At 59.3% G+C, this 21,418-nt stretch carries 21 protein-coding genes; 14 read left to right on the forward strand and 7 right to left on the reverse strand.

Annotation, left to right across the window (positions count from 1 at the left end; all coding sequences use genetic code 11):
• Window positions 1–12 precede the first annotated feature (12 nt).
• From BLR16_RS10230 to moaE, 4 genes are all read left to right on the forward strand, one after another.
• A complete protein-coding gene (locus BLR16_RS10230) occupies window positions 13–1,407 on the forward strand; it encodes a PhoH family protein (protein ID WP_003365383.1) in 1,395 nt (464 codons plus the stop codon).
• Window positions 1,408–1,522: 115 nt separating this feature from the next.
• A complete protein-coding gene (moaC, locus tag BLR16_RS10235; RefSeq protein WP_074805736.1) occupies window positions 1,523–2,008 on the forward strand; it encodes a cyclic pyranopterin monophosphate synthase MoaC in 486 nt (161 codons plus the stop codon).
• The gene (moaD, locus tag BLR16_RS10240; RefSeq protein ID WP_003365381.1) at window positions 2,005–2,250 is read left to right on the forward strand and encodes a molybdopterin converting factor subunit 1; all 246 of its coding nucleotides are present in this window, start codon (window positions 2,005–2,007) and stop codon (window positions 2,248–2,250) included. The genes moaC and moaD overlap by 4 nt, the downstream gene beginning before the upstream one ends.
• Window positions 2,251–2,252: 2 nt before the next feature.
• Window positions 2,253–2,702 carry a molybdopterin synthase catalytic subunit MoaE gene (gene moaE, locus BLR16_RS10245; protein ID WP_058397465.1) on the forward strand — a complete coding sequence of 150 codons (450 nt, stop codon included), beginning with the start codon at window positions 2,253–2,255 and terminating at the stop codon, window positions 2,700–2,702.
• Window positions 2,703–2,705: 3 nt separating this feature from the next.
• On the opposite strand, the gene rhlB is transcribed toward moaE, so the two are convergent.
• On the reverse strand, window positions 2,706–4,163 hold the full coding sequence (gene rhlB, locus BLR16_RS10250) for an ATP-dependent RNA helicase RhlB (RefSeq protein WP_161428607.1): 1,458 nt from the start codon (window positions 4,161–4,163) through the stop codon (window positions 2,706–2,708).
• Between the two features lie 115 nt (window positions 4,164–4,278).
• Complete coding sequence (locus BLR16_RS10255; RefSeq protein ID WP_003365375.1) at window positions 4,279–4,938, reverse strand: alpha/beta hydrolase; 660 nt, start codon at window positions 4,936–4,938, stop codon at window positions 4,279–4,281.
• 485 nt (window positions 4,939–5,423) lie between these two features.
• Here BLR16_RS10255 and BLR16_RS10260 point away from each other — a divergent pair, with 485 nt between their 5' ends.
• The 5 genes from BLR16_RS10260 to BLR16_RS10285 all read left to right on the forward strand — a co-directional run bounded on the left by BLR16_RS10260 (window position 5,424) and on the right by BLR16_RS10285 (window position 10,984).
• Entirely contained in the window at window positions 5,424–6,452 is a 1,029-nt protein-coding gene (locus BLR16_RS10260) for an amino acid ABC transporter substrate-binding protein (protein ID WP_003365373.1), read from the forward strand.
• A gap of 70 nt (window positions 6,453–6,522) precedes the next feature.
• Complete coding sequence (locus BLR16_RS10265; RefSeq protein ID WP_003365371.1) at window positions 6,523–7,704, forward strand: amino acid ABC transporter permease; 1,182 nt, start codon at window positions 6,523–6,525, stop codon at window positions 7,702–7,704.
• Window positions 7,705–7,714: 10 nt separating this feature from the next.
• A complete protein-coding gene (locus BLR16_RS10270) occupies window positions 7,715–8,812 on the forward strand; it encodes an amino acid ABC transporter permease (protein WP_060708725.1) in 1,098 nt (365 codons plus the stop codon).
• A 10-nt stretch (window positions 8,813–8,822) separates the two neighbouring features.
• Window positions 8,823–9,587, forward strand: coding sequence for an amino acid ABC transporter ATP-binding protein (locus BLR16_RS10275; protein WP_003365366.1), 765 nt, complete (start codon window positions 8,823–8,825; stop codon window positions 9,585–9,587).
• A 167-nt stretch (window positions 9,588–9,754) separates the two neighbouring features.
• Window positions 9,755–10,984, forward strand: a complete 1,230-nt coding sequence (locus BLR16_RS10285) for a CynX/NimT family MFS transporter (RefSeq protein ID WP_161437926.1) — start codon at window positions 9,755–9,757, stop codon at window positions 10,982–10,984.
• Window positions 10,985–11,026: 42 nt separating this feature from the next.
• Here the strand turns inward: BLR16_RS10285 and BLR16_RS10290 are convergent, their stop codons facing one another.
• On the reverse strand, window positions 11,027–11,965 hold the full coding sequence (locus tag BLR16_RS10290; protein WP_074805730.1) for an aromatic alcohol reductase: 939 nt from the start codon (window positions 11,963–11,965) through the stop codon (window positions 11,027–11,029).
• Window positions 11,966–12,013: 48 nt separating this feature from the next.
• Here BLR16_RS10290 and BLR16_RS10295 point away from each other — a divergent pair, with 48 nt between their 5' ends.
• The 4 genes from BLR16_RS10295 to BLR16_RS10310 all read left to right on the forward strand — a co-directional run bounded on the left by BLR16_RS10295 (window position 12,014) and on the right by BLR16_RS10310 (window position 14,367).
• Complete coding sequence (locus BLR16_RS10295; RefSeq protein WP_003433613.1) at window positions 12,014–12,457, forward strand: winged helix-turn-helix transcriptional regulator; 444 nt, start codon at window positions 12,014–12,016, stop codon at window positions 12,455–12,457.
• Window positions 12,458–12,544: 87 nt separating this feature from the next.
• On the forward strand, window positions 12,545–13,036 hold the full coding sequence (locus tag BLR16_RS10300; protein ID WP_072365550.1) for a nuclear transport factor 2 family protein: 492 nt from the start codon (window positions 12,545–12,547) through the stop codon (window positions 13,034–13,036).
• Window positions 13,029–13,370 (forward strand): GIY-YIG nuclease family protein, encoded by a 342-nt coding sequence (locus BLR16_RS10305; protein WP_003365356.1) that lies wholly within the window; start codon window positions 13,029–13,031, stop codon window positions 13,368–13,370. The genes BLR16_RS10300 and BLR16_RS10305 overlap by 8 nt, the downstream gene beginning before the upstream one ends.
• Window positions 13,371–13,434: 64 nt before the next feature.
• Window positions 13,435–14,367: a glutathione S-transferase family protein gene (locus BLR16_RS10310; RefSeq protein WP_072365552.1), complete on the forward strand. Its 933-nt coding sequence runs from the start codon at window positions 13,435–13,437 to the stop codon at window positions 14,365–14,367.
• Window positions 14,368–14,428: 61 nt separating this feature from the next.
• Here BLR16_RS10310 and BLR16_RS10315 read toward each other — a convergent pair whose 3' ends face one another.
• The gene (locus BLR16_RS10315) at window positions 14,429–14,779 is read right to left on the reverse strand and encodes a glutaredoxin family protein (RefSeq protein WP_054080679.1); all 351 of its coding nucleotides are present in this window, start codon (window positions 14,777–14,779) and stop codon (window positions 14,429–14,431) included.
• Between the two features lie 5 nt (window positions 14,780–14,784).
• A complete protein-coding gene (gene yejK, locus BLR16_RS10320) occupies window positions 14,785–15,786 on the reverse strand; it encodes a nucleoid-associated protein YejK (RefSeq protein ID WP_003365349.1) in 1,002 nt (333 codons plus the stop codon).
• 393 nt (window positions 15,787–16,179) lie between these two features.
• Here yejK and BLR16_RS10325 point away from each other — a divergent pair, with 393 nt between their 5' ends.
• On the forward strand, window positions 16,180–16,461 hold the full coding sequence (locus BLR16_RS10325) for an HU family DNA-binding protein (protein ID WP_002552279.1): 282 nt from the start codon (window positions 16,180–16,182) through the stop codon (window positions 16,459–16,461).
• A gap of 779 nt (window positions 16,462–17,240) precedes the next feature.
• Here the strand turns inward: BLR16_RS10325 and rlmF are convergent.
• Complete coding sequence (gene rlmF, locus BLR16_RS10340) at window positions 17,241–18,227, reverse strand: 23S rRNA (adenine(1618)-N(6))-methyltransferase RlmF (protein ID WP_092194233.1); 987 nt, start codon at window positions 18,225–18,227, stop codon at window positions 17,241–17,243.
• Window positions 18,228–18,384: 157 nt separating this feature from the next.
• Window positions 18,385–21,231 (reverse strand): valine--tRNA ligase, encoded by a 2,847-nt coding sequence (locus BLR16_RS10345; RefSeq protein ID WP_074805728.1) that lies wholly within the window; start codon window positions 21,229–21,231, stop codon window positions 18,385–18,387.
• Window positions 21,232–21,418 lie beyond the last annotated feature (187 nt).

Here is a 21,418-nt window from a genome sequence, read left to right on the forward strand (position 1 = left end):
AGGTGAGCGAGTATGGATGACCACGGACGCACCCCTTCCACCAACCAGCCAATCCTTTACGTGCTCGATACCAACGTATTGATTCATGATCCAAACGCACTGCTGAACTTCGAAGAACACCACGTCGCCATTCCCATGACGGTTCTGGAGGAACTGGACAAACTCAAGGCCGGTAAACATTCGGTTGCTGCCGAATGCCGTCAGGCCATCCGTCTGATCGACAAGACCCTGGGCGAAGCTTCGCCGGAGGAAGTCGAGAAGGGCGTGCCCATCGATCGTGGTACAGGCGTGCTCAAGGGCTACCTGTCGATTTTGATGAGCAAACGCGAGGAACCCAACAGCCTGCTGCCCGAGCACCTGAACGACAACATCATTATCAACCAATTGATTGACCTGCATGCGCGCAACAAGGACTTGAGCGTCGTGCTGGTGACCAAAGACATCAACATGCGCCTCAAGGCGCGCGCCTGTGGCATTGCTGCCGAGGATTACAGTACAGACCAACTGGTCGACGACGTTTCACTGTTGTCGCGTGGCTACCATGACATGACCGGTTCGTTCTGGGACCGCGTCAGCAAGGTCGATACGCGTCAGGAGCGCGGTCGTACCTGGCACCGCGTGCAGCTCACTGAAATGCTGCCGGCGGTTCATATCAACGAGTTCATTGTCGATGAGCAGGGTTTTGTCGGCTGGATCAAAGGCGTCAAGAACGACGAACTGCTGATTCTCGACATGCACCAGGAGCCTTTGCTGCATCAGGAGGCCTGGGGGCTGAAGCCGCGCGATATCTATCAGGGGCTGGCGCTGTTTGCGTTGCTCGACCCGGATATTCATCTGGTCAACCTGTCAGGCGCTGCGGGCTCGGGTAAAACCATTCTGGCCCTGGCCGCTGCCATCGAGCAGACCATGGTCACCAAGCGCTATCGGCGCATCATCGCCACCCGCAGCGTTCAGGGGCTGGATCAGGAAATCGGTTTCCTGCCCGGCACCGAGGCGGAGAAGATGGAGCCGTGGCTCGGCGCTATCACCGATAACCTCGAAGCGCTGCACATGGATGACGAAAACACCCATGGCAGTGTCGATTACATCCTCAGCAAGGTGCCGTTGCAGTTCAAATCCCTCAACTACATTCGAGGTCGCAGCTTCCAGCAAAGTCTGATTCTGATCGATGAATGCCAGAACCTGACCCCGCACCAGATGAAAACCATCATCACGCGTGCCGGTGCCGGTTCCAAAGTGGTCTGCCTGGGCAACCTGGCGCAGATCGACACCCCTTACCTGTCGGCCACCAGTTCCGGGCTGACCTACCTGACGGAGCGCTTCAAGGACTTCCCGAACGGCGTGCACATCACCCTGCAGGGCGTGCCTCGCTCGATACTGGCCGAATACGCGGAGAGTCATTTGTAAATCAGATGCATGCGGGGAGCCCATGTGTGAATGGGTTCCTTGCTTGCAGCTCACGGCTTGTAGCGTGTAACTGCCACTCCCTCTACACTTCTTGCTTCTGCCAAGGAGTAACGTTGTGCTCACTCATCTCGATTCCCAGGGTCGCGCCAATATGGTTGATGTCACGGATAAAGCCGTGACGTCCCGTGAGGCGATGGCCGAAGCCTTTGTGCGCATGCTGCCGACGACGCTGCAAATGATCGTCAGCGGTGGTCATCCCAAGGGTGACGTGTTTGCCGTCGCACGTATCGCCGGTATTCAGGCGGCGAAGAAAACCAGCGATCTGATCCCGCTTTGCCATCCATTGATGCTCACCAGCATCAAGGTCCACCTCGCCGCTGAGGGTGATGATGCCGTGCGCATCACCGCGAGCTGCAAGCTGGCCGGGCAGACCGGTGTGGAAATGGAAGCCCTGACGGCCGCCAGCGTTGCCGCGCTGACCATTTACGACATGTGCAAGGCCGTAGACCGGGGCATGGTCATCGAGTCGGTCCGGCTGCTGGAGAAGCTGGGCGGCAAGAGCGGTCACTTCATTGCCGATCAGGCACAGGTATCGTCATGAAGGTTCAGGTCCAGTATTTTGCCCGTTACCGTGAAGTCCTGGGCGTGGACAACGAGTCCGTCGAAGGCGAGTTCGCTACGCTGGATGCGTTGCGCCAGACGCTGCTGCAGCGTGGCGAGGCCTGGCAGGTGCTTGCCGAACAGAACCTGATGTGTGCTCGCAACCAGGAACTGTGCAAGCCGACCGAGCCGTTGGCCGATGGCGATGAAGTCGCGTTCTTTCCGCCCGTGACCGGAGGTTGATGATGAGCGTTCGCGTCCAGGCGGCAGCCTTCGACCCAGGCACTGAAGTCAACGCGCTGCATGCTGCCAACCTCGGCATCGGCGCAGTGGTCAGTTTTGTCGGCTATGTTCGGGATTTCAATGACGGGCGCGAAGTGTCCGGCATGTTTCTGGAGCACTATCCGGGGATGACCGAGAAGGCACTGGCAAAAATCGTTACCGAGGCCGAACAGCGCTGGCCGTTGCTGCGCGTCGATGTGTTGCACAGGGTAGGGGCGCTGGAGCCTGGCGAGCCGATTGTGTTCGTCGGCGTTGCCAGCGCGCACCGTCAGGCGGCGTTCGAAGCCTGTGATTTCGTCATGGACTACCTCAAGACCCGCGCGCCGTTCTGGAAGCGTGAAAACACGTCAGAAGGCACGCGCTGGGTGGAAGGTCGTCACAGCGATCACCAAGCGGCTGATCGCTGGAAGTAAGCATCAGGCGTTGCTGCGTACCACGGCCCTGAGCAAATGAGTCGGCGGTGTCTCGCAACTGATCTTGCGGCCCAGTTTTTCCTCGATGGCGGGCAACTGGTAAGAGTCATCCTCACCGGCAAAACTGATCGACACGCCATCGGCGCCGGCGCGACCGGTACGGCCGATGCGGTGCACATAATCGTCCGGCACTTCGGGCAGGGTGAAGTTGATCACGTGGCTGATGCCGTCGATGTGAATGCCGCGACCGGCCACATCGGTGGCGACCAGCACGCGGATCTTGCCTTCGCGGAAGCCTTCAAGGGTCTTGATGCGCTTGTGCTGAGGCACATCGCCTGACAGCTGCGCCGCGTTAACGCCATCGCGCACCAGACGCTCTTCGATGCGCCGGACTTCGTCCTTGCGGTTGGCGAAGACCATCACCCGTTCCCAACCGTTGTCGGTCACCAGGTTGTAGAGCAGCTTGTACTTGTCGGCGCCGGCGACGGCATAGATATGCTGTTCGACGTTGTCACTGGCAACGTTCAGCGATTCGATCTCGACGATCGAAGGGTCCGTCGTCCACTGCTTGGCGAGGTTCATCACGTCCTCGGTGAAGGTCGCGGAGAACAGCAGGGTCTGGCGCTCACCCTTGTGCGGCGTCTGACGAATGATCTGACGTACCTGCGGGATGAAGCCCATGTCCAGCATGCGGTCGGCTTCGTCGAGGACCATCACTTCGACCATGTCCAGATGCACTTCGCCGCGCTGGTTGAAGTCCAGCAGGCGGCCAGGCGTGGCGACCAGGATGTCGCAGTGCCGTGCTTCGAGTTGTTTGAGCTGCTTGTCGAAGTCCATGCCACCGACGAACGTCATGACGTTCAGGTTGGTGTACTTGGTCAGGTCGACGGCGTCCTTGGCGATCTGCACCACCAGCTCGCGGGTCGGTGCGATGATCAGCGCGCGCGGCTCACCCATGTAGCGTTCTGCAGGCGGCGGCGTCTGGGTCAGCTGTTCGATGATCGAGATCAGAAACGCAGCGGTCTTGCCGGTGCCGGTCTGGGCGCGTCCGATCGCATCCTTGCCCTTGAGGGTGAAGCCCAGTACGCCCGCCTGGATCGGTGTGCAGTACGGGAAACCCAGGTCCTGAATCGCATGCATCAGTTCAGGCGCGAGGTTGAAGTCGTGGAAGCGGGTCTTGCCTTCCTGGGGTTCGACGACGAAATCTTCGAGTTTCCAGGCCGGCGCGGGCGGTTTTGTCACGCGCTCGCGACGCGGGCGCTCGGCCCTCGGCTTGTCGGTGCGCGGCGCTCTGGCTTTGGAGGGCTCGCTGGTTGTGTCCAGAGCCTGAGTCTGGACAGCATGATCCGGTGTGTCGCCTGTGGCAGCGGGAGAGGTGGGAATAGAGGTTATCGGAGTAGGCGCAGGCTGCTCAGCCTCGCTCTTACCGAACATCTTTTTAAGTGCTTTGAGCACGGTCATCTCATCAATTGGTTAAGGAATGTACGCCGAGCAGTGTAAAGCAAGAACCGTGCTCGGCGTAGTGCCATCCATGGCGAGCTACAAAAGCGGTCCGTCGCAAGGGGCTCAGAGCGCTTCAGCGAAGCCGTTCAGCCAGCCAGACGCCGATGTCGCGAATTTCCTCCGGTAACACTTGATGCTCCATTGGGTATTCCTGCCATTGAACGGTTACACCCTGGGCGGTGAGGTGGTCGTAGACGGCGCGGCCCATTGGGTAATGCACAACCGCGTCGTGCTTGCCGTGCAGGCAGTAGGCCGGGATGCGTTGCTGACTCGCCGACAGGGTCATCTCGTTGCTGAATGTAGGGGCATAAGTGGACAGCGCGAGTACGCCGCCCAATGGGCCCTGCCAGCGACGGTAGCCAGCGTGCAAGACCACCGCGCCCCCCTGGGAAAAACCGGCCAGGAAGATTCGCGCCGGGTCGATGCCGCTGTCGCGCTGCTGCTCGATCAGGTCCAGCACCTTCTGCGCCGAGGCTTCCATCTGATCATGATCAATGGCCCGGGCCTCTGAACTCATGGACTTGATGTCATACCAGCTGGGCATTTCATAACCGCCATTGACGGTCACGGCGCGCGTCGGTGCCTGAGGCAGTACGAAGCGGGTGGTGCGCAACGACTCCTGCAGCGCCTCGGCGACCGGCAGAAAATCATAGCGGTCGGCACCCAGTCCATGCAGCCAGATAACGCAGGCGTCGGCGGGGCTGGAAGGTTCAATGATCAAAGAATCGCTCATGACTGCTCCATTTGTGTGCGCGGGCTCTTTTTGAACGCATTAATAAGGTGCGCGGGTAGATTAAAAATGAAAGAAGATGTCGCAAGGTTACAAGTTTTTGTCTTGACCTGTCGCTAATTCGACTTAGCCAGCATGCTGGTACGGGCTTTGCTACAGCAGGACTGGAGTCGAGTCGCTCACATCGTTCGGTAACACTATAAGGCTATTACTTATAGCGATCGAAAAGCAGCTCGGGAGTCCATGCGTCAGGATTCGCGGCACGATTCAACCTGTACCGCTCCGGTCCGGGAAAATCATGGGGTTTCAGTCCACGGGGCCGATTCTGAATGATGAAGACGAATGACGGGATGATCCTGCAGGCAATTCATGATTCAGGCCCAGCGTTGCATGACCCAAAAATAAGCCAGCACGGGTCATTAGCGCCTCACAAAGGTGCGACGCGACTGAGACACCTACACAACAAAGAGCAAACTGGAGGTTTTTGAATGAAGATGTTGAAATCTACCCTGGCTGTCGTCACCGCCTTGGCCGCATTCGGTGTGACCGGGGCTGCCAACGCCGGTGCCACGCTTGACGCTATTCAGAAGAAGGGTTTCATCCAGTGCGGCGTCAGCGATGGCCTGCCAGGGTTTTCCGTTCCGGACTCCACCGGCAAGATCACCGGTATCGACGCTGACGTCTGCCGCGCCGTTGCAGCCGCTGTGTTCGGCGACGCCACCAAGGTCAAGTTCAGCCAGTTGAACGCCAAGGAGCGATTCACCGCGTTGCAATCCGGCGAGATCGATATCCTTTCGCGTAACACCACCTGGACCAGTTCCCGTGATGCGGGCATGGGCCTGGTGTTCACCGGCGTTACCTACTACGACGGTATCGGCTTCCTGGTAAACAACAAGCTGGGCGTGAAAAGCGCCAAGGAACTGGACGGTGCAACCATCTGCATCCAGGCCGGTACCACCACCGAGCTGAACGTCTCCGACTACTTCCGTTCGAACGGCCTGAAATACACCCCGATCACCTTCGACACCTCTGACGAAAGCGCCAAGTCGCTGGAAGGCGGCCGTTGCGACGTGTTGACTTCCGACCAGTCGCAGCTCTACGCACAGCGCAGCAAGCTGGCCAAGCCGGACGATTACATTGTTCTGCCTGAAGTGATCTCCAAGGAGCCTCTGGGCCCTGTCGTGCGTAAAGGCGACGAAGACTGGTTCTCGATCGTTCGCTGGACCCTGTTCGCCATGCTCAACGCCGAGGAAGCCAAAATCACTTCCAAGAACGTTGAAGCTGAAGCCAAGTCGACCAAGAACCCCGACGTAGCCCGTATGCTGGGCGCCGACGGTACTTACGGCAAGGACCTCAAGCTGCCGAAAGACTGGGTCGTGCAGATCGTCAAGCAGGTCGGTAACTACGGCGAAGTGTTTGAACGCAACCTGGGCGAAGGCACCCCGCTGAAAATCAAGCGTGGTCAGAATGCTCTGTGGAATGCCGGTGGCATCCAGTACGCTCCACCTATTCGTTGATTGACCCGGCGCCCGACAGGCTTCCCAGCCTGTCGGGCGTTGTTCTGTTGGATTTTTCCTGGGGCATTTCATGGAAAAGCAAATCGTCGCACCCAAGCAAAAGCTCTCTCTGAGCGATCCGAAAGTGCGCGCGTGGTTATTTCAGATCATCACTGTCGTGGCGGTGATCGCGTTGGGCTGGTTCATCTTCGACAACACCCAGACCAACCTGCAACACCGTGGTATTACCTCGGGCTTCGGTTTTCTTGAAAACAGTGCCGGTTTCGGTATTGCTCAGCACCTGATCGACTACAGCGAAGCGGACAGTTATGCCCGTGTGTTCGTCATCGGTTTGCTGAATACCTTGCTGGTGTCGGTTATCGGTATTGTCCTGGCGACCTTGCTGGGCTTTGTCATTGGTGTCGCTCGTCTGTCTCCGAACTGGATGATCAGCAAGCTGGCCACCGTGTATGTCGAAGTCTTCCGCAACATTCCGCCACTGCTGCAAATCCTGTTCTGGTACACCGCCGTATTCCTCACGCTGCCCGGTCCGCGTCAGGCGCATGGTTATCTGGACATGTTCTTCGTCAGCAGCCGCGGGCTTAACATGCCCAGAGCGTTGCCTGCCGAAGGCGCCTGGGCATTCCTGGTCAGTCTGGTTGTTGCCGTGATCGCCATCGTCATGATGGTGCGCTGGGCCAACAAACGCTTCGAAGCCACTGGCCAGCCGTTTCACAAGTTCTGGGTCGGCCTGGCATTGTTGCTGGTCATCCCCGGTCTGAGCATGCTGATCTTCGGCAGCCCGGTGCATTGGGAACTGCCACAACTGAAGGGCTTCAATTTCACGGGCGGCTGGGTGCTGATCCCTGAACTGATCTCCCTGACCTTGGCACTGACCATCTACACCGCGGCGTTCATCGCTGAAATCGTGCGTTCCGGCATCAAGTCGGTCAGCCACGGTCAGACCGAAGCTGCCCGCTCACTGGGCCTGCGCCCTGGGCCGACGCTGCGCAAGGTGATCATTCCGCAGGCGCTGCGCGTGATCATTCCGCCGCTGACCAGTCAGTTCCTGAACCTGGCGAAAAACTCTTCTCTGGCAGCAGCCATCGGGTATCCGGAAATGGTTTCCCTGTTTGCCGGTACGGTGCTCAACCAGACCGGGCAGGCGATTGAAGTCATTGCCATCACCATGAGTGTGTACCTGGCGATCAGTATCAGCATTTCCCTGCTGATGAACTGGTACAACAAGCGCATTGCGCTGATCGAGCGGTGAGGAAAAGCGCATGACAACTCATACTTTCAAACCTGATATGCCACCACCGGGCAAAGTGTTCGGCCCGATGGCGTGGATGCGGCAGAACCTGTTCTCCAGCTGGATCAACACCCTGCTGACCCTGTTCTCCCTGTATCTGATCTATCTGGTCGTGCCGCCTATCATCAGTTGGGCCCTGCTGGACGCCAACTGGGTCGGCACGACCAAGGCAGACTGCACCAAGGCGGGCGCCTGCTGGGTGTTCATCGAGCAGCGCTTCGGTCAGTTCATGTACGGCTACTTTCCCAATGAGCTGCGCTGGAGGGTCGACCTGACCGCTATCCTGGCGATCGTCGGCGCTGCGCCGCTGTTCATTTCGAAGTTTCCACGCAAGGCTGTCTACGGTATCGCCTTCCTGGTGATCTATCCGGTTGTTGCGTTCTACCTGCTGCATGGCGGCGCGTTCGGTCTGACCAACGTACCGACCAGCCAGTGGGGCGGTCTGATGCTGACCCTGGTGATCGCTACCGTGGGTATCGTCGGTGCCTTGCCGCTGGGTATAGTTCTGGCGCTCGGTCGTCGCTCAAACATGCCCGCTGTGCGCGTGGTGTGCGTGACGTTCATCGAGTTCTGGCGCGGCGTGCCGCTGATCACCGTGCTGTTCATGTCGTCGGTCATGCTGCCGCTGTTCATGCCAGAGGGCATGAACTTCGACAAGCTGCTGCGTGCGCTGATCGGCGTCATCCTGTTCCAGTCCGCGTACATTGCCGAAGTGGTGCGTGGCGGCATGCAGGCCATTCCCAAGGGCCAGTACGAAGCAGCCGCGGCGATGGGCCTGGGTTACTGGCGCAGCATGGGGCTGGTGATCCTGCCGCAGGCGCTGAAGATGGTTATTCCCGGCATCGTCAACACCTTCATTGCCTTGTTCAAAGACACCAGTCTGGTGATCATTATCGGCCTGTTCGACCTGCTCAACAGCGTCAAGCAGGCTACCGCCGACCCGGCATGGCTGGGTATGGCCACTGAAGGCTACGTCTTCGCGGCCCTGGTGTTCTGGATCTTCTGTTTCGGTATGTCCCGCTATTCCATGCATTTGGAACGTAAGCTGGACACAGGCCACAAGCGTTAGGAGTTTTGTGATGAGTGAAGTTATCAATAAGCCTCTGGGCGCTGAAGGCATGATCCGCATGGAGGGCGTACACAAGTGGTACGGCCAGTTCCATGTACTCAAGGACATCAACCTGAATGTGCGTCAGGGTGAACGTATCGTGCTGTGCGGCCCGTCGGGTTCGGGCAAGTCGACCACCATTCGCTGCCTCAACCGTCTGGAAGAGCATCAGCAGGGTCGTATCATCGTCGACGGCACCGAGCTGACCTCGGACCTGAAGCAGATCGAAACCATTCGCCGTGAAGTGGGCATGGTGTTTCAGCACTTCAACCTGTTTCCGCACCTGACCATCCTGCAGAACTGCACGCTGGCGCCAATGTGGGTGCGTAACATGCCGAAAAAGAAGGCTGAAGAAATCGCCATGCACTATCTGGAGCGTGTGCGTATTCCGGAGCAGGCCCACAAGTTTCCGGGTCAGCTTTCCGGTGGTCAGCAGCAGCGTGTGGCGATTGCCCGTGCCTTGTGCATGAAGCCGAAGATCATGCTGTTCGATGAGCCGACTTCGGCGCTTGACCCGGAAATGGTCAAGGAAGTGCTCGACACCATGGTCGGCCTGGCTGAAGAAGGCATGACCATGTTGTGCGTAACCCACGAGATGGGCTTTGCCCGTACCGTGGCAAACCGGGTGATCTTCATGGACAAGGGTGAAATCGTCGAACAGGCTGCGCCGAACGACTTCTTCGATAACCCGCAGAGCGACCGTACCAAGCTGTTCCTCAGCCAGATCATTCACTGAGTGGACATCTGCTGAACAAGGAAACCGGGCCATGTGCCCGGTTTTTTTATGCCTGTCGGTGCTGTTCGGGTTGTATGCAATTACGCTGAACCTTGTATTCGCGATGATTCTCCAACAGGATACCGACCCCCTGAAAAGGGTCGACATACCTGATGACCGAGAAACTGATGACTGCCAAGGCTCAACCCAGCCCCCAACCGACTACCGATCAACCCCATTCTGCTTTGAAGCGCCCCTGGCTGCTGTTGCTGGGCCTGGTGCTGGTTGCCCTCAACCTGCGCCCAGCGTTGTCCAGCATTGCGCCACTGCTCAATACAGTTTCATACAGCCTCGGCATGTCCGCCGCCGAAGCCGGACTGCTGACCACCTTGCCGGTCCTGTGTCTGGGCTTGTTCGCGCCGCTGGCACCGATTCTTGCCCGCCGGTTTGGCAGTGAGCGCGTGGTTCTGGTGGTGCTTCTGACGCTGGCAGCAGGTCTGGCAGTGCGCAGTCTGTTTGGCCAGATCGGGCTGTTTTCCGGCAGTCTGCTGGCGGGCGCGAGCATCGGAATCATCGGCGTGCTGCTGCCGGGTATCGTCAAACGTGATTTCCCGCGCAAGGCCGGAGCCATGACCGGTGTCTACACCATGGCCTTGTGCCTGGGCGCAGCAATTGCAGCGGGTTCGACGGTGCCGCTGAGTCAGTACGTTGGTGGCAGTTGGCAGATTGGCCTGGGTTTCTGGCTGGTTCCTGCGCTGATTGCCGCAGCGCTGTGGCTTCCGCAGGCGCGTGAGGTGCATGGCACGCATCGCGATGTCTACCGGGTCCGCGGTTTGTTGCGTGATCCACTGGCCTGGCAGGTCACGCTGTACATGGGCCTGCAATCGTCGCTGTCGTACATCGTTTTCGGCTGGTTGCCGTCGATCCTCATCGGTCGCGGCCTGACGCCGACCCAGGCCGGTCTGCTGCTGTCCGGCTCGATCATCGCGCAAGTCCTCAGCGCGCTGGCGGTGCCCTATCTGGCCACACGCGGCAAGGATCAGCGTCTGGCGATCATGCTGGTCATGTCGCTGACCCTGATCGGCCTGTTCGGCTGCCTGTACGCGCCACTCGGTGGTCTGTGGGGCTGGGCGATCCTGCTGGGGATCGGGCAGGGCGGCACGTTCAGTCTGGCGCTGGCCTTGATCGTCCTACGCTCGCGTGACTCACATGTCGCTGCCAATCTGTCGAGCATGGCGCAAGGCTTCGGCTACACCATCGCCTCGACCGGCCCGTTTGCCGTGGGCGTGGTGCATGACATGACCGGCAGCTGGAGCGCGATTGGCTGGATCTTCGCGGTACTCGGGCTGGGCGCCATCATCGCGGGCATGGGTGCCGGTCGGGCGCTGCAGGTGCAGGTCAGTAGCGAGAAGGTTTGATTTTCGATGATTGTTGATCGTTCGGACCGGGCTTGAGCTGCTTCAGGTCTGAGCCAGATTGGCCAGGGCCCATTGTTCGGCACTGGTGACGCTCAGCCCTGATTTCGCGTTGTAGGTACGGGCGACGTCCCATGCCACGCCTCGGCCCATGGCAAAGACTGCCCGGTATTTGCGCAGATTGTCATCCGGCATTTCCGTCAGATCGGCCTGCAACTGCGCAACACTCCATACGTGCCGCTCGATGTCGCGCCCCGTGACACGCTCCACAAGATCGGCCAGCCCGGCGTACGTCAATGTGTCGCCAGCGGTGTACACCACCTGATTCACTATGCGCGGCTCGTGCATCACGATGGCAGCGGTCAGCCTGCCAATGTCCTCTGCGGTGGTGACTGTCACGGCCGTATCGAGGCTGCCCAGCGCATTGATACGACCGCCTTGCAGATCGACGACACCGAACGCGGGTTCGAACAGGAAGCTTGTAAACATACCGGTCGAAACGATTAACCACTCGGTTTGCTGCTGGGCGCGCAGCTTTTCTCGTACATCGAGTTGCTCATCGAACAGATCCTGAGGGCTGCCCCGGCCGATAAGGTCGTAGTCAACGCCGAACTGCCAGGGCAGGTAGCGTTTTATGCCGGCCTTGAGCGCCGCATCGGTCAGTTTGCGTTGAGTGCCCCGGCCAGCGGTAAAACCCGCACAACTGATTACCGTGTCATAGCGCTTCATGACAGTGGCTAGTTCGTCCACGGTGGCATCGGCCAGATCGGCGGTTTCGATGGCAATGTTCAGCGCGCGGATTTCTTCGATTTCCACACGCTTGGCGGGCGCTTGAGTGCTCAAGCTGCTCTGGCGTAGCAGCACGGCAATGCTCAAGTCATATGCTCCGGCTTTCTCGACCAGCCCTCGCAGCACGGCGAGCCCAAGCTCTCCTGCGCCTATTACCAGAATGCGTTGTTTGACGTTTGCGTTATCGGCTTGCATGGTGACCCCTTTGGACAGTCTTTCAATTCAGGCGGGAGAGATGCTGGCATGCCTGTCGACATACAAAAAGTAGGCACATCGGTGATACCGGGCGGGCTGGACGCGCAGGAAGTGGTCAGACGCTCCGAAGCGGCCTGTGCTGCGCTCAGCGATGATGAGGATGGTCTCAAGCGCGATATTCTCGGCCACGCCGGAAACCGGTGGTCATTGGGCGTGGTACATGCCCTCGGCGTCAGCAGCCCTTTGCGCCATGCCGAATTGCGCCGAAAGCTGCACGGTGTCACTCAGCGCATGCTCACTCATACCTTGCGCCAGCTTGAACAGGACGGGTTGATCACCCGTCATGACTACTGCGAGAAGCCGCTCAGGGTGGAATATTCGTTGACCGACCTGGGCATGGGGCTGCTGGTACAAATGATTCCGCTGTGGACTTGGGTGATTGAAAATTCAGAGGCGTTCAGTGCAGCGCGAAATCGTTATGCGGACAGGTAAAAGTGATGGCTGATGCGCCATCAACCCTCGCCATTTTCAGCGGCGCCGCTTATCGTGCACGGATAATTCGCCAAGGGATGTGCACGCATGAACTACGAGGAACAAAGTCAGGCCAACAGCGCACTGATCACCCGCTTTTATGAGGCGTTTGCGCAGCTGGATGCCGAGGCGATGAGTGCCTGTTATACCGATGACGTGCTGTTCAGCGACCCGGCCTTTGGTGAATTGCGTGGCGCTCAGGTCGGCGACATGTGGCGCATGCTGACTTCCCGGGCGAAGAATTTCTCGGTGGTCTTCGATCAGGTGCGAGCCGATGACCAGACTGGCAGCGCGCACTGGGTGGCGACGTACCTGTTCAGCCAGACCGGGCGCACGGTGGTGAACGATATTCAGGCCCGGTTCATGTTCCGCGATGGCAAGATCTGCGAGCATCACGATCATTTCGACATATGGCGCTGGTCGCGTCAGGCCTTGGGTTTTAAGGGCCTGTTGCTTGGCTGGACGCCTTTGGTACGCAACGCCGTGAGGGCTCAGGCGCTCAAGGGTCTGAAGACCTTTTCAGAGAATCGCCGTGCCTGAGGTTGCCAGCACCGCGAGTGCGCCGACTGCCGAACAGGCGGTCGGCAAACCCTGGTTTGTCTATCTGGTGCGCGCTGCCAACGGCTCGCTGTACTGTGGCATCAGTGATGATCCGCAGCGCCGATTCGCTATGCACCAGAGCGGCAAGGGCGCGCGCTTTTTCTCTTCGAGTCCGGCGATGGCACTGGTCTACGTTGAACAATGGCCCAGCAAGGGCGAGGCGTTGCGCCATGAGCGGCTGATCAAGAAGCTCAAAAAAAGCGCCAAAGAGGCGTTGGCTGCCAGCTACGCAACGTCATCGATCCATGAGCGTGATGCCGTCCCATCAGTTTGAGGCTGTGTGCGGGCAGGGTGCTGCGGGTTAAGCTGTGTTTTTCCCATGTGCACAAAGGCTGAACATGTCCGAGTTGATCCTTCACCACTACCCCACTTCGCTGTTCGCCGAAAAAGCCCGCCTGATGCTGGGCTTCAAAGGCCTCACATGGCGTTCGGTGACTATCCCTTCGATCATGCCCAAGCCTGACCTGACTGCATTGACGGGCGGTTATCGCAGAACCCCGGTGTTGCAGGCGGGTGCGGACATCTACTGTGACACTGCGCTGATGGCGCGGCGTCTGGAGCAGGAAAAAGCGTCGCCAGCGTTTTATCCGAAGGGACAGGAGTTCACGGTTACCGGCCTGGCCGCCTGGGCCGATTCGGTGTTGTTCATGCATGCCGTGAGCCTGGTGTTTCAGCCTGAATCAATGGCTGTGCGCTTTGCCAAGGTGCCACCAGACGCCGCCAAGGCGTTCGTCGCCGACCGTTCGACGCTGTTCAACGGCGGCACTGCGTCGCGCCCGCCTGTGGAGCAGGTCAAACATCAATGGCCTACGCTGATGTCGCGTCTGGAACTGCAACTCTCGCACGGCGGTGACTTCCTGTTCGGCGTACCGTCGATTGCCGATTTCTCGGTCGCCCATACATTGTGGTTTCTCAAGCAGACGCCGGTCACTGCACCCTTTGTCGATGATTATCCGAGTGTCAGGGCCTGGCTCGATCGTGTGCTGGGTTTTGGCCATGGCACGTTCAGCGACCTGAGCTCGGCAGATGCCATCGACATCGCCAGAAACGCCACGCCTGCGTCGTTACCGGATGAAACCTTCGTCGATCCAAATGGCTTCAAGGCAGGCGACAAGGTCGCGGTTTCTGCAGTCGACTATGGCGTCGAAGCGGTTGAGGGCGAGCTGGTATTTACCGGCCGCGAAGAACTGATCCTGCGCCGCGAGGACGAACGTGCAGGTGTCGTGCACGTACACTTCCCGAGAATGGGCTATCGGATCGAGAAGCGCTGAGGTTCTACGATGCTCTGCGTCGCAAGGAGGACGCAGAGCATTGGCACAATAGTCAGGTAGGCTACTTCAGCGCTGCCAGTATCTGATCCGGGTCAAACCCCCTGATCAGCGTGCCGTTGACGTCGATCAGCGGGATGCCTCTGCCGCCCAGCGCTTCATAGGCCTTGCGGCCTTCTTCCGACTTCTCAATGTCGAACTCCTGATACGCAATCCCCTTGCTGTCCAGAAAACGCCGGGTCTGCTTGCAGTAGCCGCACCAGTCGGTGGCGTACATCACCACTTTTGCCTGGCTGTAGCGCTGCGCGACGTCTGCCGGGGGAGGGTTGACGACATTCTCGATCCTGCCCCAGTTCTGGTAAATCACTACCACCAGCATGATCAGGGCGAACTTCTTCAGGGTGCGCAGCAGCATGTTGATTACCGCCGCTTCAACTGGTCGGTCAGTTGCGTCGGCAGCCCCTTGATGATCAGGGTGCCGGCGGTTTCGTCGTATTCGATCTTGTCGCCCAACAGGTGGGCCTCAAAACTGATCGACAGGCCCTCGGCGCGGCCGGTGAAGCGGCGGAACTGGTTGAGGGTGCGCTTATCCGCCGGTATTTCCGGGGACAGGCCGTAATCCTTGTTGCGGATGTGATCATAGAACGCGCGCGGACGATCTTCGTCGATCAGCTCGGACAGCTCTTCCAGGCCCATCGGTTCGCCCATCTTGCTCTGACTGCTGGCGTAGTCGACCAAGGTCTTGGTCTTCTCGCGAGCCGATTCTTCCGGCAGGTCTTCGCTTTCAACGAAATCACTGAACGCCTTGAGCAGGGTGCGGGTTTCGCCGGGGCCATCCACGCCTTCCTGGCAACCGATGAAGTCGCGGAAGTACTCGGAAACCTTCTTGCCGTTCTTGCCCTTGATGAACGAGATGTATTGCTTGGACTGTTTGTTGTTCTGCCACTCGGAAATATTGATCCGGGCGGCGAGGTGCAATTGGCCAAGGTCCAGGTGTCGGGACGGGGTCACGTCCAGTTCGGCATTCACTGCCACGCCTTCGCTGTGGTGCAGCAGGGCGATGGCCAGGTAGTCGGTCATGCCTTGCTGATAATGGGCAAACAGCACGTGGCCACCCACTGACAGATTGGATTCTTCCATGAGCTTTTGCAGGTGCTCGACCGACACCCGCGAGAACGCCGTGAAGTCGCTGCCACCGTCGATGTATTCCTTCAGCCAGCCACTGAATGGATGTGCGCCGGACTCGGGATGGAACAGGCCCCATGCCTTGCCCTGTTTGGCGTTATAGCTTTCGTTGAGGTCGGCCAGCATGTTCTCGATGGCCTGGGACTCAGCGAGTTCGGAGTCGCGTGCATGGAGAACAGCGGGCGTACCGTCGGGTTTCTTCTCGATCAGGTGGACGATGCAGTGACGGATCGGCATGGGCTTCTCGGCTGAAAAAGGTGAAGAGCGTGCGGCTCGTTGCAAGGTGCCCAGTGTAACGCACGCATGCGCCTGATGGCCCGGGGCAGGCTGGTTTTCGCCTGCAGCGAGTGTTTGCTGGGTGTTTTTTGTGCAATTAGCATTAAAACCTGACCAAAAGGATAGGTAGAGGCGGATATTTGCCCGGCTCTGTGCTAGTTTTGCGCGGTCTTGCGCACTTAGCGCGTCAAGCATGCAGTTAGCGCACACGTAGGTCGAACCATTACCCGGTTTCAGTATCTACACTTTCGCGATTAATCGTGGCTGCTAGCGGGTGGCCAGGTTCGTTGCCTGGCCACGGGCCGACGTTGCGCTCTGCAATCCAAATGAATTTGATAGGGAAGGAACACCACCATGGCTCTTACTAAAGACCAATTGATCGCCGATATCGCTGAAGCTATCGACGCGCCAAAAACCACCGCGCGTAATGCTCTTGAGCAATTGGGCCAAATTGTTGCCGACCAATTGGAAAACGGCGTGGAAATCACTTTGCCAGGTATCGGCAAACTGAAAGTTGCAGAGCGTCCGGCTCGCACTGGCCGCAACCCTTCGACTGGCGCTGCCATCGAAATCGCTGCCAAGAAAGTTATCAAGTTCGTTCCAGCCAAAGTGCTGACCGACTCGATCAACAAGTAAGCAACCGCTTGCTGTGAAAAAGCCGTGCACCGGTTAACCGGGCACGGCTTTTTTGTGGGCGTCTGATCACCGATCTGTGCCGCACTGCATACTCAAGAGAGGACGCAGAGCGTCCAGAACGGCATGCCGACGCAGAGCGTCGCACGATAGTCGAGGCTAAGGCATGTCGGCGGAGCGTCGTACGGTAGTTGAGATTATCGTTCCTCACGCTCCAGCGTGGGAATGCCTTGCGTGACGCTCCGCGTCACAGATCTGTGCTGCACTGCATACTCAAGAGAGGACGCAGAGCGTCCAGAACGGCATGCGACGCGGAGCGTCGCACGATAGTCGTGGCTAAGGCATGTCGGCGGAGCGTCGTACGGTAGTTGAGATTATCGTTCCTCACGCTCCAGCGTGGGAATGCCTTGCGTGACGCTCCGCGTCACAGATCTGTGCTGCACTGCATACTCAAGAGAGGACGCAGAGCGTCCAGAACGGCATGCGACGCGGAGCGTCGCACGATAGTCGTGGCTAAGGCATGTCGGCGGAGCGTCGTACGGTAGTTGAGATTATCGTTCCTCACGCTCCAGCGTGGGAATGCCTTGCGTGACGCTCCGCGTCACAGATCTGTGCTGCACTGCATACTCAAGAGAGGACGCAGAGCGTCCAGAACGGCATGCGACGCGGAGCGTCGCACGATAATCGAGATTAAGGCCTGCCGACGCGGCGTCGCACGATAGTCGAGATTAAGGCCTGCCGACGTGGCGTCGCACGATCGTCGATGCGGCACGATAGCCTTATCAGTGGGGTGTGCGTTGTGCCTTGTCAAGGAAGGTCCAGGCCACGAAGCGGCTTTGTTTCTGGCCCTGGCCCATCTCGACTACCTTCACTTCAAGCGCGCCGGCTTTTTTCAGGGCGCTCTGGATCGGCGGCAGGTTGGATGCCTTGGACACCAGGGTGCTGAACCACACCACCTGGCCCGGCAATGTGGCGCTTTCCTGGATCAATTGGGTCACGAAGCCAATCTCGCCGCCTTCGCACCACAACTCCTGAGATTGCCCGCCGAAGTTGAGAACCGGCAGCTTGCGCTTGGGATCCGCCTTGCCCAGTGCACGCCATTTGCGCTGGCTGCCACGCTGCGCTTCTTCCAGCGAAGCATGGAAGGGCGGGTTGCAGAGGCTCACGTGGAAGCGTTCGCTGCTGTCGAGCAACCCGAGCAGGATTTGCTTGCGATTGCCCTGCTGGCGCACGCTGATGGCCTTGCTGAGGCCATTGGCTTTGATGATCGTGGTAGCCGCCGCGACGGCCGTGCTGTCGATGTCCGAACCCACGAACTGCCAGCCATAGTCGCTGTGCCCCAGCAGCGGGTAGATGCAATTGGCTCCGGTGCCGATATCCAGCGCCTTGATGGATGCGCCGCGTGGGATCACGCCTTCATTGTCCTCGGCCAGCAAGTCGGCGAGGAAGTGCAGATAGTCCGCGCGCCCCGGAATCGGCGGGCACAGGTAATCGGCCGGAATGTCCCAATGGGCAATGCCATAGAACGCTTTGAGCAGCGCGCGGTTGAACACCCGTACCGCCTGCGGATTGGCGAAGTCGATGCTTTCCTTGCCGTAAGGATTGAGGATCACGAAGGCTGCCAGTTCGGGGCTGGATTTAATCAGCTTCGCAAAGTCGTACTGGCCCTGATGCCGATTGCGCGGGTGCAACGTGGCCTTTTCACGCGGCGCAGCAGGTTTGGCTGGCCGCTGAGGCTTCTTGCGCGGTGGTTTGCGGGTATCGGTCATGGATTCGATTGTCAGCCGTGAGGTTGAGTTGCCAGGCTTATTCGCGAGCAAGCGAAGTGTCGCCTTCGGCGTGACAGGCCTTGCTCGCGAATAAGTCAGTACAGAAGTTCAGATAACAAAAAGCCAGCCCATAATCGGGCTGGCTTTTCTGGCCACCTTACAGGCTGGCGATGCGTGCGTGTTGCTCGGCCAGCTTGCCCAGTGCCTGTTCGGCTTCGGTCAGCTTGGCGCGCTCCTTGGCGATGACTTCAGGCGGTGCCTTGTCGACGAAGGCGGCGTTGGACAGCTTGCCGCCGACGCGTTGCACTTCGCCTTGCAGACGCTGGATTTCCTTGTCCAGGCGCGCCAGTTCGGCCCCTTTATCGATCAGCCCGGCCATCGGCACCAGCACTTCCATGTCACCGACCAGCGCGGTGGCGGACAGCGGGGCTTCTGCGCCTTCGGTCAGTACGGTCATGGATTCGAGCTTGGCGAGCTTCTTGAGCAGGTAATCGTTTTCGCTCAAACGACGCTGATCTTCGGCGCTGACGTTCTTGAGGAACAGTTGCAGCGGCTTGCCCGGACCGATGTTCATCTCGCCACGGATGTTACGCACGGCGAGCATCAGGCCCTTGAGCCATTCGATGTCGTCTTCGGCCGCCTGATCGATGCGTGCTTCGTTGGCCACCGGCCAGGGTTGCAGCATGATGGTCTTGCCTTGCGCACCGGCCAGCGGCGCGAGGCGCTGCCAGATTTCTTCGGTGATGAACGGCATGAACGGGTGCGCAAGACGCAGCGCGACTTCCAGAACGCGGACCAGCGTGCGGCGTGTGCCGCGCTGACGCTCGACCGGCGCTGTTTCGTCCCACAGTACGGGCTTGGACAGCTCCAGATACCAGTCGCAATACTGGTTCCAGATGAACTCGTACAATGCCTGGGCAGCGAGGTCGAAGCGGAACTGATCCAGTTGGCGGGTCACTTCGGCTTCGGTGCGTTGCAACTGCGAGATGATCCAGCGATCAGCCAGCGACAGTTCGACCGCTTCGCCGTTCTGGCCGCAGTCTTCGCCCTTGTCCAGTACGTAGCGCGCCGCGTTCCAGATCTTGTTGCAGAAGTTGCGGTAGCCTTCGACGCGGCCCATGTCGAACTTGATGTCGCGACCGGTGGACGCCAGCGAGCAGAAGGTAAAGCGCAGGGCATCGGTGCCATAGCTGGCGATGCCTTCGGCGAATTCCTGACGGGTCTGCTTCTCGATCTTTTTCGCCAGTTGCGGCTGCATCAAACCACTGGTGCGTTTCTCTACCAGCGTTTCGAGGTCGATACCGTCGACGATGTCCAGCGGGTCAAGCACGTTGCCCTTGGACTTGGACATCTTCTGGCCCTGACCGTCGCGCACCAGACCATGCACATAGACGGTCTTGAACGGGACTTGCGGCGTACCGTCCTCGTTCTTCACCAGGTGCATGGTGAGCATGATCATCCGGGCGACCCAGAAGAAAATGATGTCGAAGCCAGTGACCAGTACGTCGGTGGAGTGGAAGGTCTCCAGTGCCTTGGTCTTTTCCGGCCAGCCGAGCGTGGAGAAGGTCCACAGGCCCGAGCTGAACCAGGTGTCCAGTACGTCGTTGTCCTGCTGCAGCGCGATTTCCGCCCCCAGGTTGTTTTTCGCCCGGACCTCGGCTTCGTCGCGGCCGACGTAAACCTTGCCGGATTCGTCGTACCAGGCCGGAATGCGGTGGCCCCACCATAGCTGACGGCTGATGCACCAGTCCTGGATGTCGCGCATCCACGAGAAGTACATGTTTTCGTACTGCTTGGGCACGAACGCGATGCGGCCGTCTTCGACAGCGGCAATCGCAGGCTCGGCCAATGGCTTGGTGGAGACGTACCACTGATCGGTCAGCCACGGCTCGATGATGGTGCCAGAACGGTCGCCTTTCGGCACCTTAAGGGCGTGATCATCGACACTGACCAGCAACCCGGCGGCATCGAATGCAGCAACGATCTGCTTGCGCGCTTCGAAGCGGTCCAGCCCGGCGTAGGCGGCAGGCAGGCTGCCATCGACGCTTTCGTTCAGCGTGCCATCGAGGTTGAACACCTGAGCGGCAGGCAATACGTTGGCATTCTTGTCGAAAATGTTCAGCAGCGGCAGGTTGTGGCGTTTGCCGACTTCATAGTCGTTGAAATCGTGGGCCGGGGTGATTTTTACGCAGCCGGTGCCGAATTCGGGATCGCAGTAATCATCCGCGATGATCGGGATGCGGCGGCCTACCAGAGGCAATTCGACGAATTTGCCGATCAGCGCCTTGTAGCGCTCGTCCTGCGGGTTCACGGCGACGGCGGCATCACCGAGCATGGTTTCCGGGCGAGTGGTGGCCACGATCAGGTAATCCAGACCTTCGGCGGTCTTTGCGCCGTCAGCCAGTGGATAACGCAGGTTCCACAGATGACCTTTCTCGTCATGGTTCTCCACTTCGAGGTCGGAAATGGCGGTGTGCAGCTTGGTGTCCCAGTTGACCAGGCGCTTGCCACGGTAGATCAGGCCGTCTTCATGCAGGCGCACGAAGGCTTCCTTCACCGCTTCGGACAGGCCGTCGTCCATGGTGAAGCGCTCGCGGCTCCAGTCGACGGACGAGCCCAGGCGGCGGATCTGACGGCTGATGTTGCCGCCGGACTCGGCTTTCCATTCCCAGATCTTGTCCAGAAACTTCTCGCGGCCCAGTTCATGACGGCTTACGCCTTGCGCTTCGAGACGACGCTCGACCAGCATCTGCGTGGCGATGCCGGCGTGGTCGGTGCCCGGTTGCCACAGCGTATTGCGGCCCTGCATGCGACGGAAACGGATCAGTGCATCCATGATCGCGTTATTGAAACCGTGGCCCATGTGCAAGCTGCCGGTGACGTTCGGCGGCGGGATCATGATGGTGTACGAGTCACCCACGCCTTGCGGAGCGAAGTAGTTCTCGGACTCCCAGGTCTGGTACCAGGAAGTTTCGATGGCGTGCGGCTGGTAAGTCTTGTCCATGCTCGGCGGGAACCTGTGGCATTGATTCGGAAACCGGTAAGTATAGACCTGACGGCCAGCGACAAGCCATAAGTGCCGGGCCACAACTGGCAGATCTGTCAGTAAGCGGCGAGTGGTCCGAGGGGCCACTGGCGGCTCTGATACGCTCGCAGTCAGTTACCCGAGGTGCGGGTCCCGAGCCAGAAAC

Source organism: Pseudomonas sp. BS3767 (assembly GCF_900099665.1).
GTDB classification, from domain to species: domain Bacteria; phylum Pseudomonadota; class Gammaproteobacteria; order Pseudomonadales; family Pseudomonadaceae; genus Aquipseudomonas; species Aquipseudomonas cerasi.

What these genes read in the sequence shown, in the direction of transcription:
- BLR16_RS10230 (WP_003365383.1), top strand. Translation starts at nt 13, where the DNA reads ATGGATGACCACGGACGCACCCCTTCCACCAACCAGCCAATCCTTTAC.
- moaD (WP_003365381.1), top strand. Translation starts at nt 2,005, where the DNA reads ATGAAGGTTCAGGTCCAGTATTTTGCCCGTTACCGTGAAGTCCTGGGC.
- moaE (WP_058397465.1), top strand. Translation starts at nt 2,253, where the DNA reads ATGAGCGTTCGCGTCCAGGCGGCAGCCTTCGACCCAGGCACTGAAGTC.
- rhlB (WP_161428607.1), bottom strand. Translation starts at nt 4,163, where the DNA reads ATGACCGTGCTCAAAGCACTTAAAAAGATGTTCGGTAAGAGCGAGGCT.
- BLR16_RS10255 (WP_003365375.1), bottom strand. Translation starts at nt 4,938, where the DNA reads ATGAGCGATTCTTTGATCATTGAACCTTCCAGCCCCGCCGACGCCTGC.
- BLR16_RS10260 (WP_003365373.1), top strand. Translation starts at nt 5,424, where the DNA reads ATGAAGATGTTGAAATCTACCCTGGCTGTCGTCACCGCCTTGGCCGCA.
- BLR16_RS10265 (WP_003365371.1), top strand. Translation starts at nt 6,523, where the DNA reads ATGGAAAAGCAAATCGTCGCACCCAAGCAAAAGCTCTCTCTGAGCGAT.
- BLR16_RS10270 (WP_060708725.1), top strand. Translation starts at nt 7,715, where the DNA reads ATGACAACTCATACTTTCAAACCTGATATGCCACCACCGGGCAAAGTG.
- BLR16_RS10275 (WP_003365366.1), top strand. Translation starts at nt 8,823, where the DNA reads ATGAGTGAAGTTATCAATAAGCCTCTGGGCGCTGAAGGCATGATCCGC.
- BLR16_RS10285 (WP_161437926.1), top strand. Translation starts at nt 9,755, where the DNA reads ATGACTGCCAAGGCTCAACCCAGCCCCCAACCGACTACCGATCAACCC.
- BLR16_RS10290 (WP_074805730.1), bottom strand. Translation starts at nt 11,965, where the DNA reads ATGCAAGCCGATAACGCAAACGTCAAACAACGCATTCTGGTAATAGGC.
- BLR16_RS10295 (WP_003433613.1), top strand. Translation starts at nt 12,014, where the DNA reads ATGCCTGTCGACATACAAAAAGTAGGCACATCGGTGATACCGGGCGGG.
- BLR16_RS10300 (WP_072365550.1), top strand. Translation starts at nt 12,545, where the DNA reads ATGAACTACGAGGAACAAAGTCAGGCCAACAGCGCACTGATCACCCGC.
- BLR16_RS10310 (WP_072365552.1), top strand. Translation starts at nt 13,435, where the DNA reads ATGTCCGAGTTGATCCTTCACCACTACCCCACTTCGCTGTTCGCCGAA.
- BLR16_RS10315 (WP_054080679.1), bottom strand. Translation starts at nt 14,779, where the DNA reads ATGCTGCTGCGCACCCTGAAGAAGTTCGCCCTGATCATGCTGGTGGTA.
- yejK (WP_003365349.1), bottom strand. Translation starts at nt 15,786, where the DNA reads ATGCCGATCCGTCACTGCATCGTCCACCTGATCGAGAAGAAACCCGAC.
- BLR16_RS10325 (WP_002552279.1), top strand. Translation starts at nt 16,180, where the DNA reads ATGGCTCTTACTAAAGACCAATTGATCGCCGATATCGCTGAAGCTATC.
- rlmF (WP_092194233.1), bottom strand. Translation starts at nt 18,227, where the DNA reads ATGACCGATACCCGCAAACCACCGCGCAAGAAGCCTCAGCGGCCAGCC.
- BLR16_RS10345 (WP_074805728.1), bottom strand. Translation starts at nt 21,231, where the DNA reads ATGGACAAGACTTACCAGCCGCACGCCATCGAAACTTCCTGGTACCAG.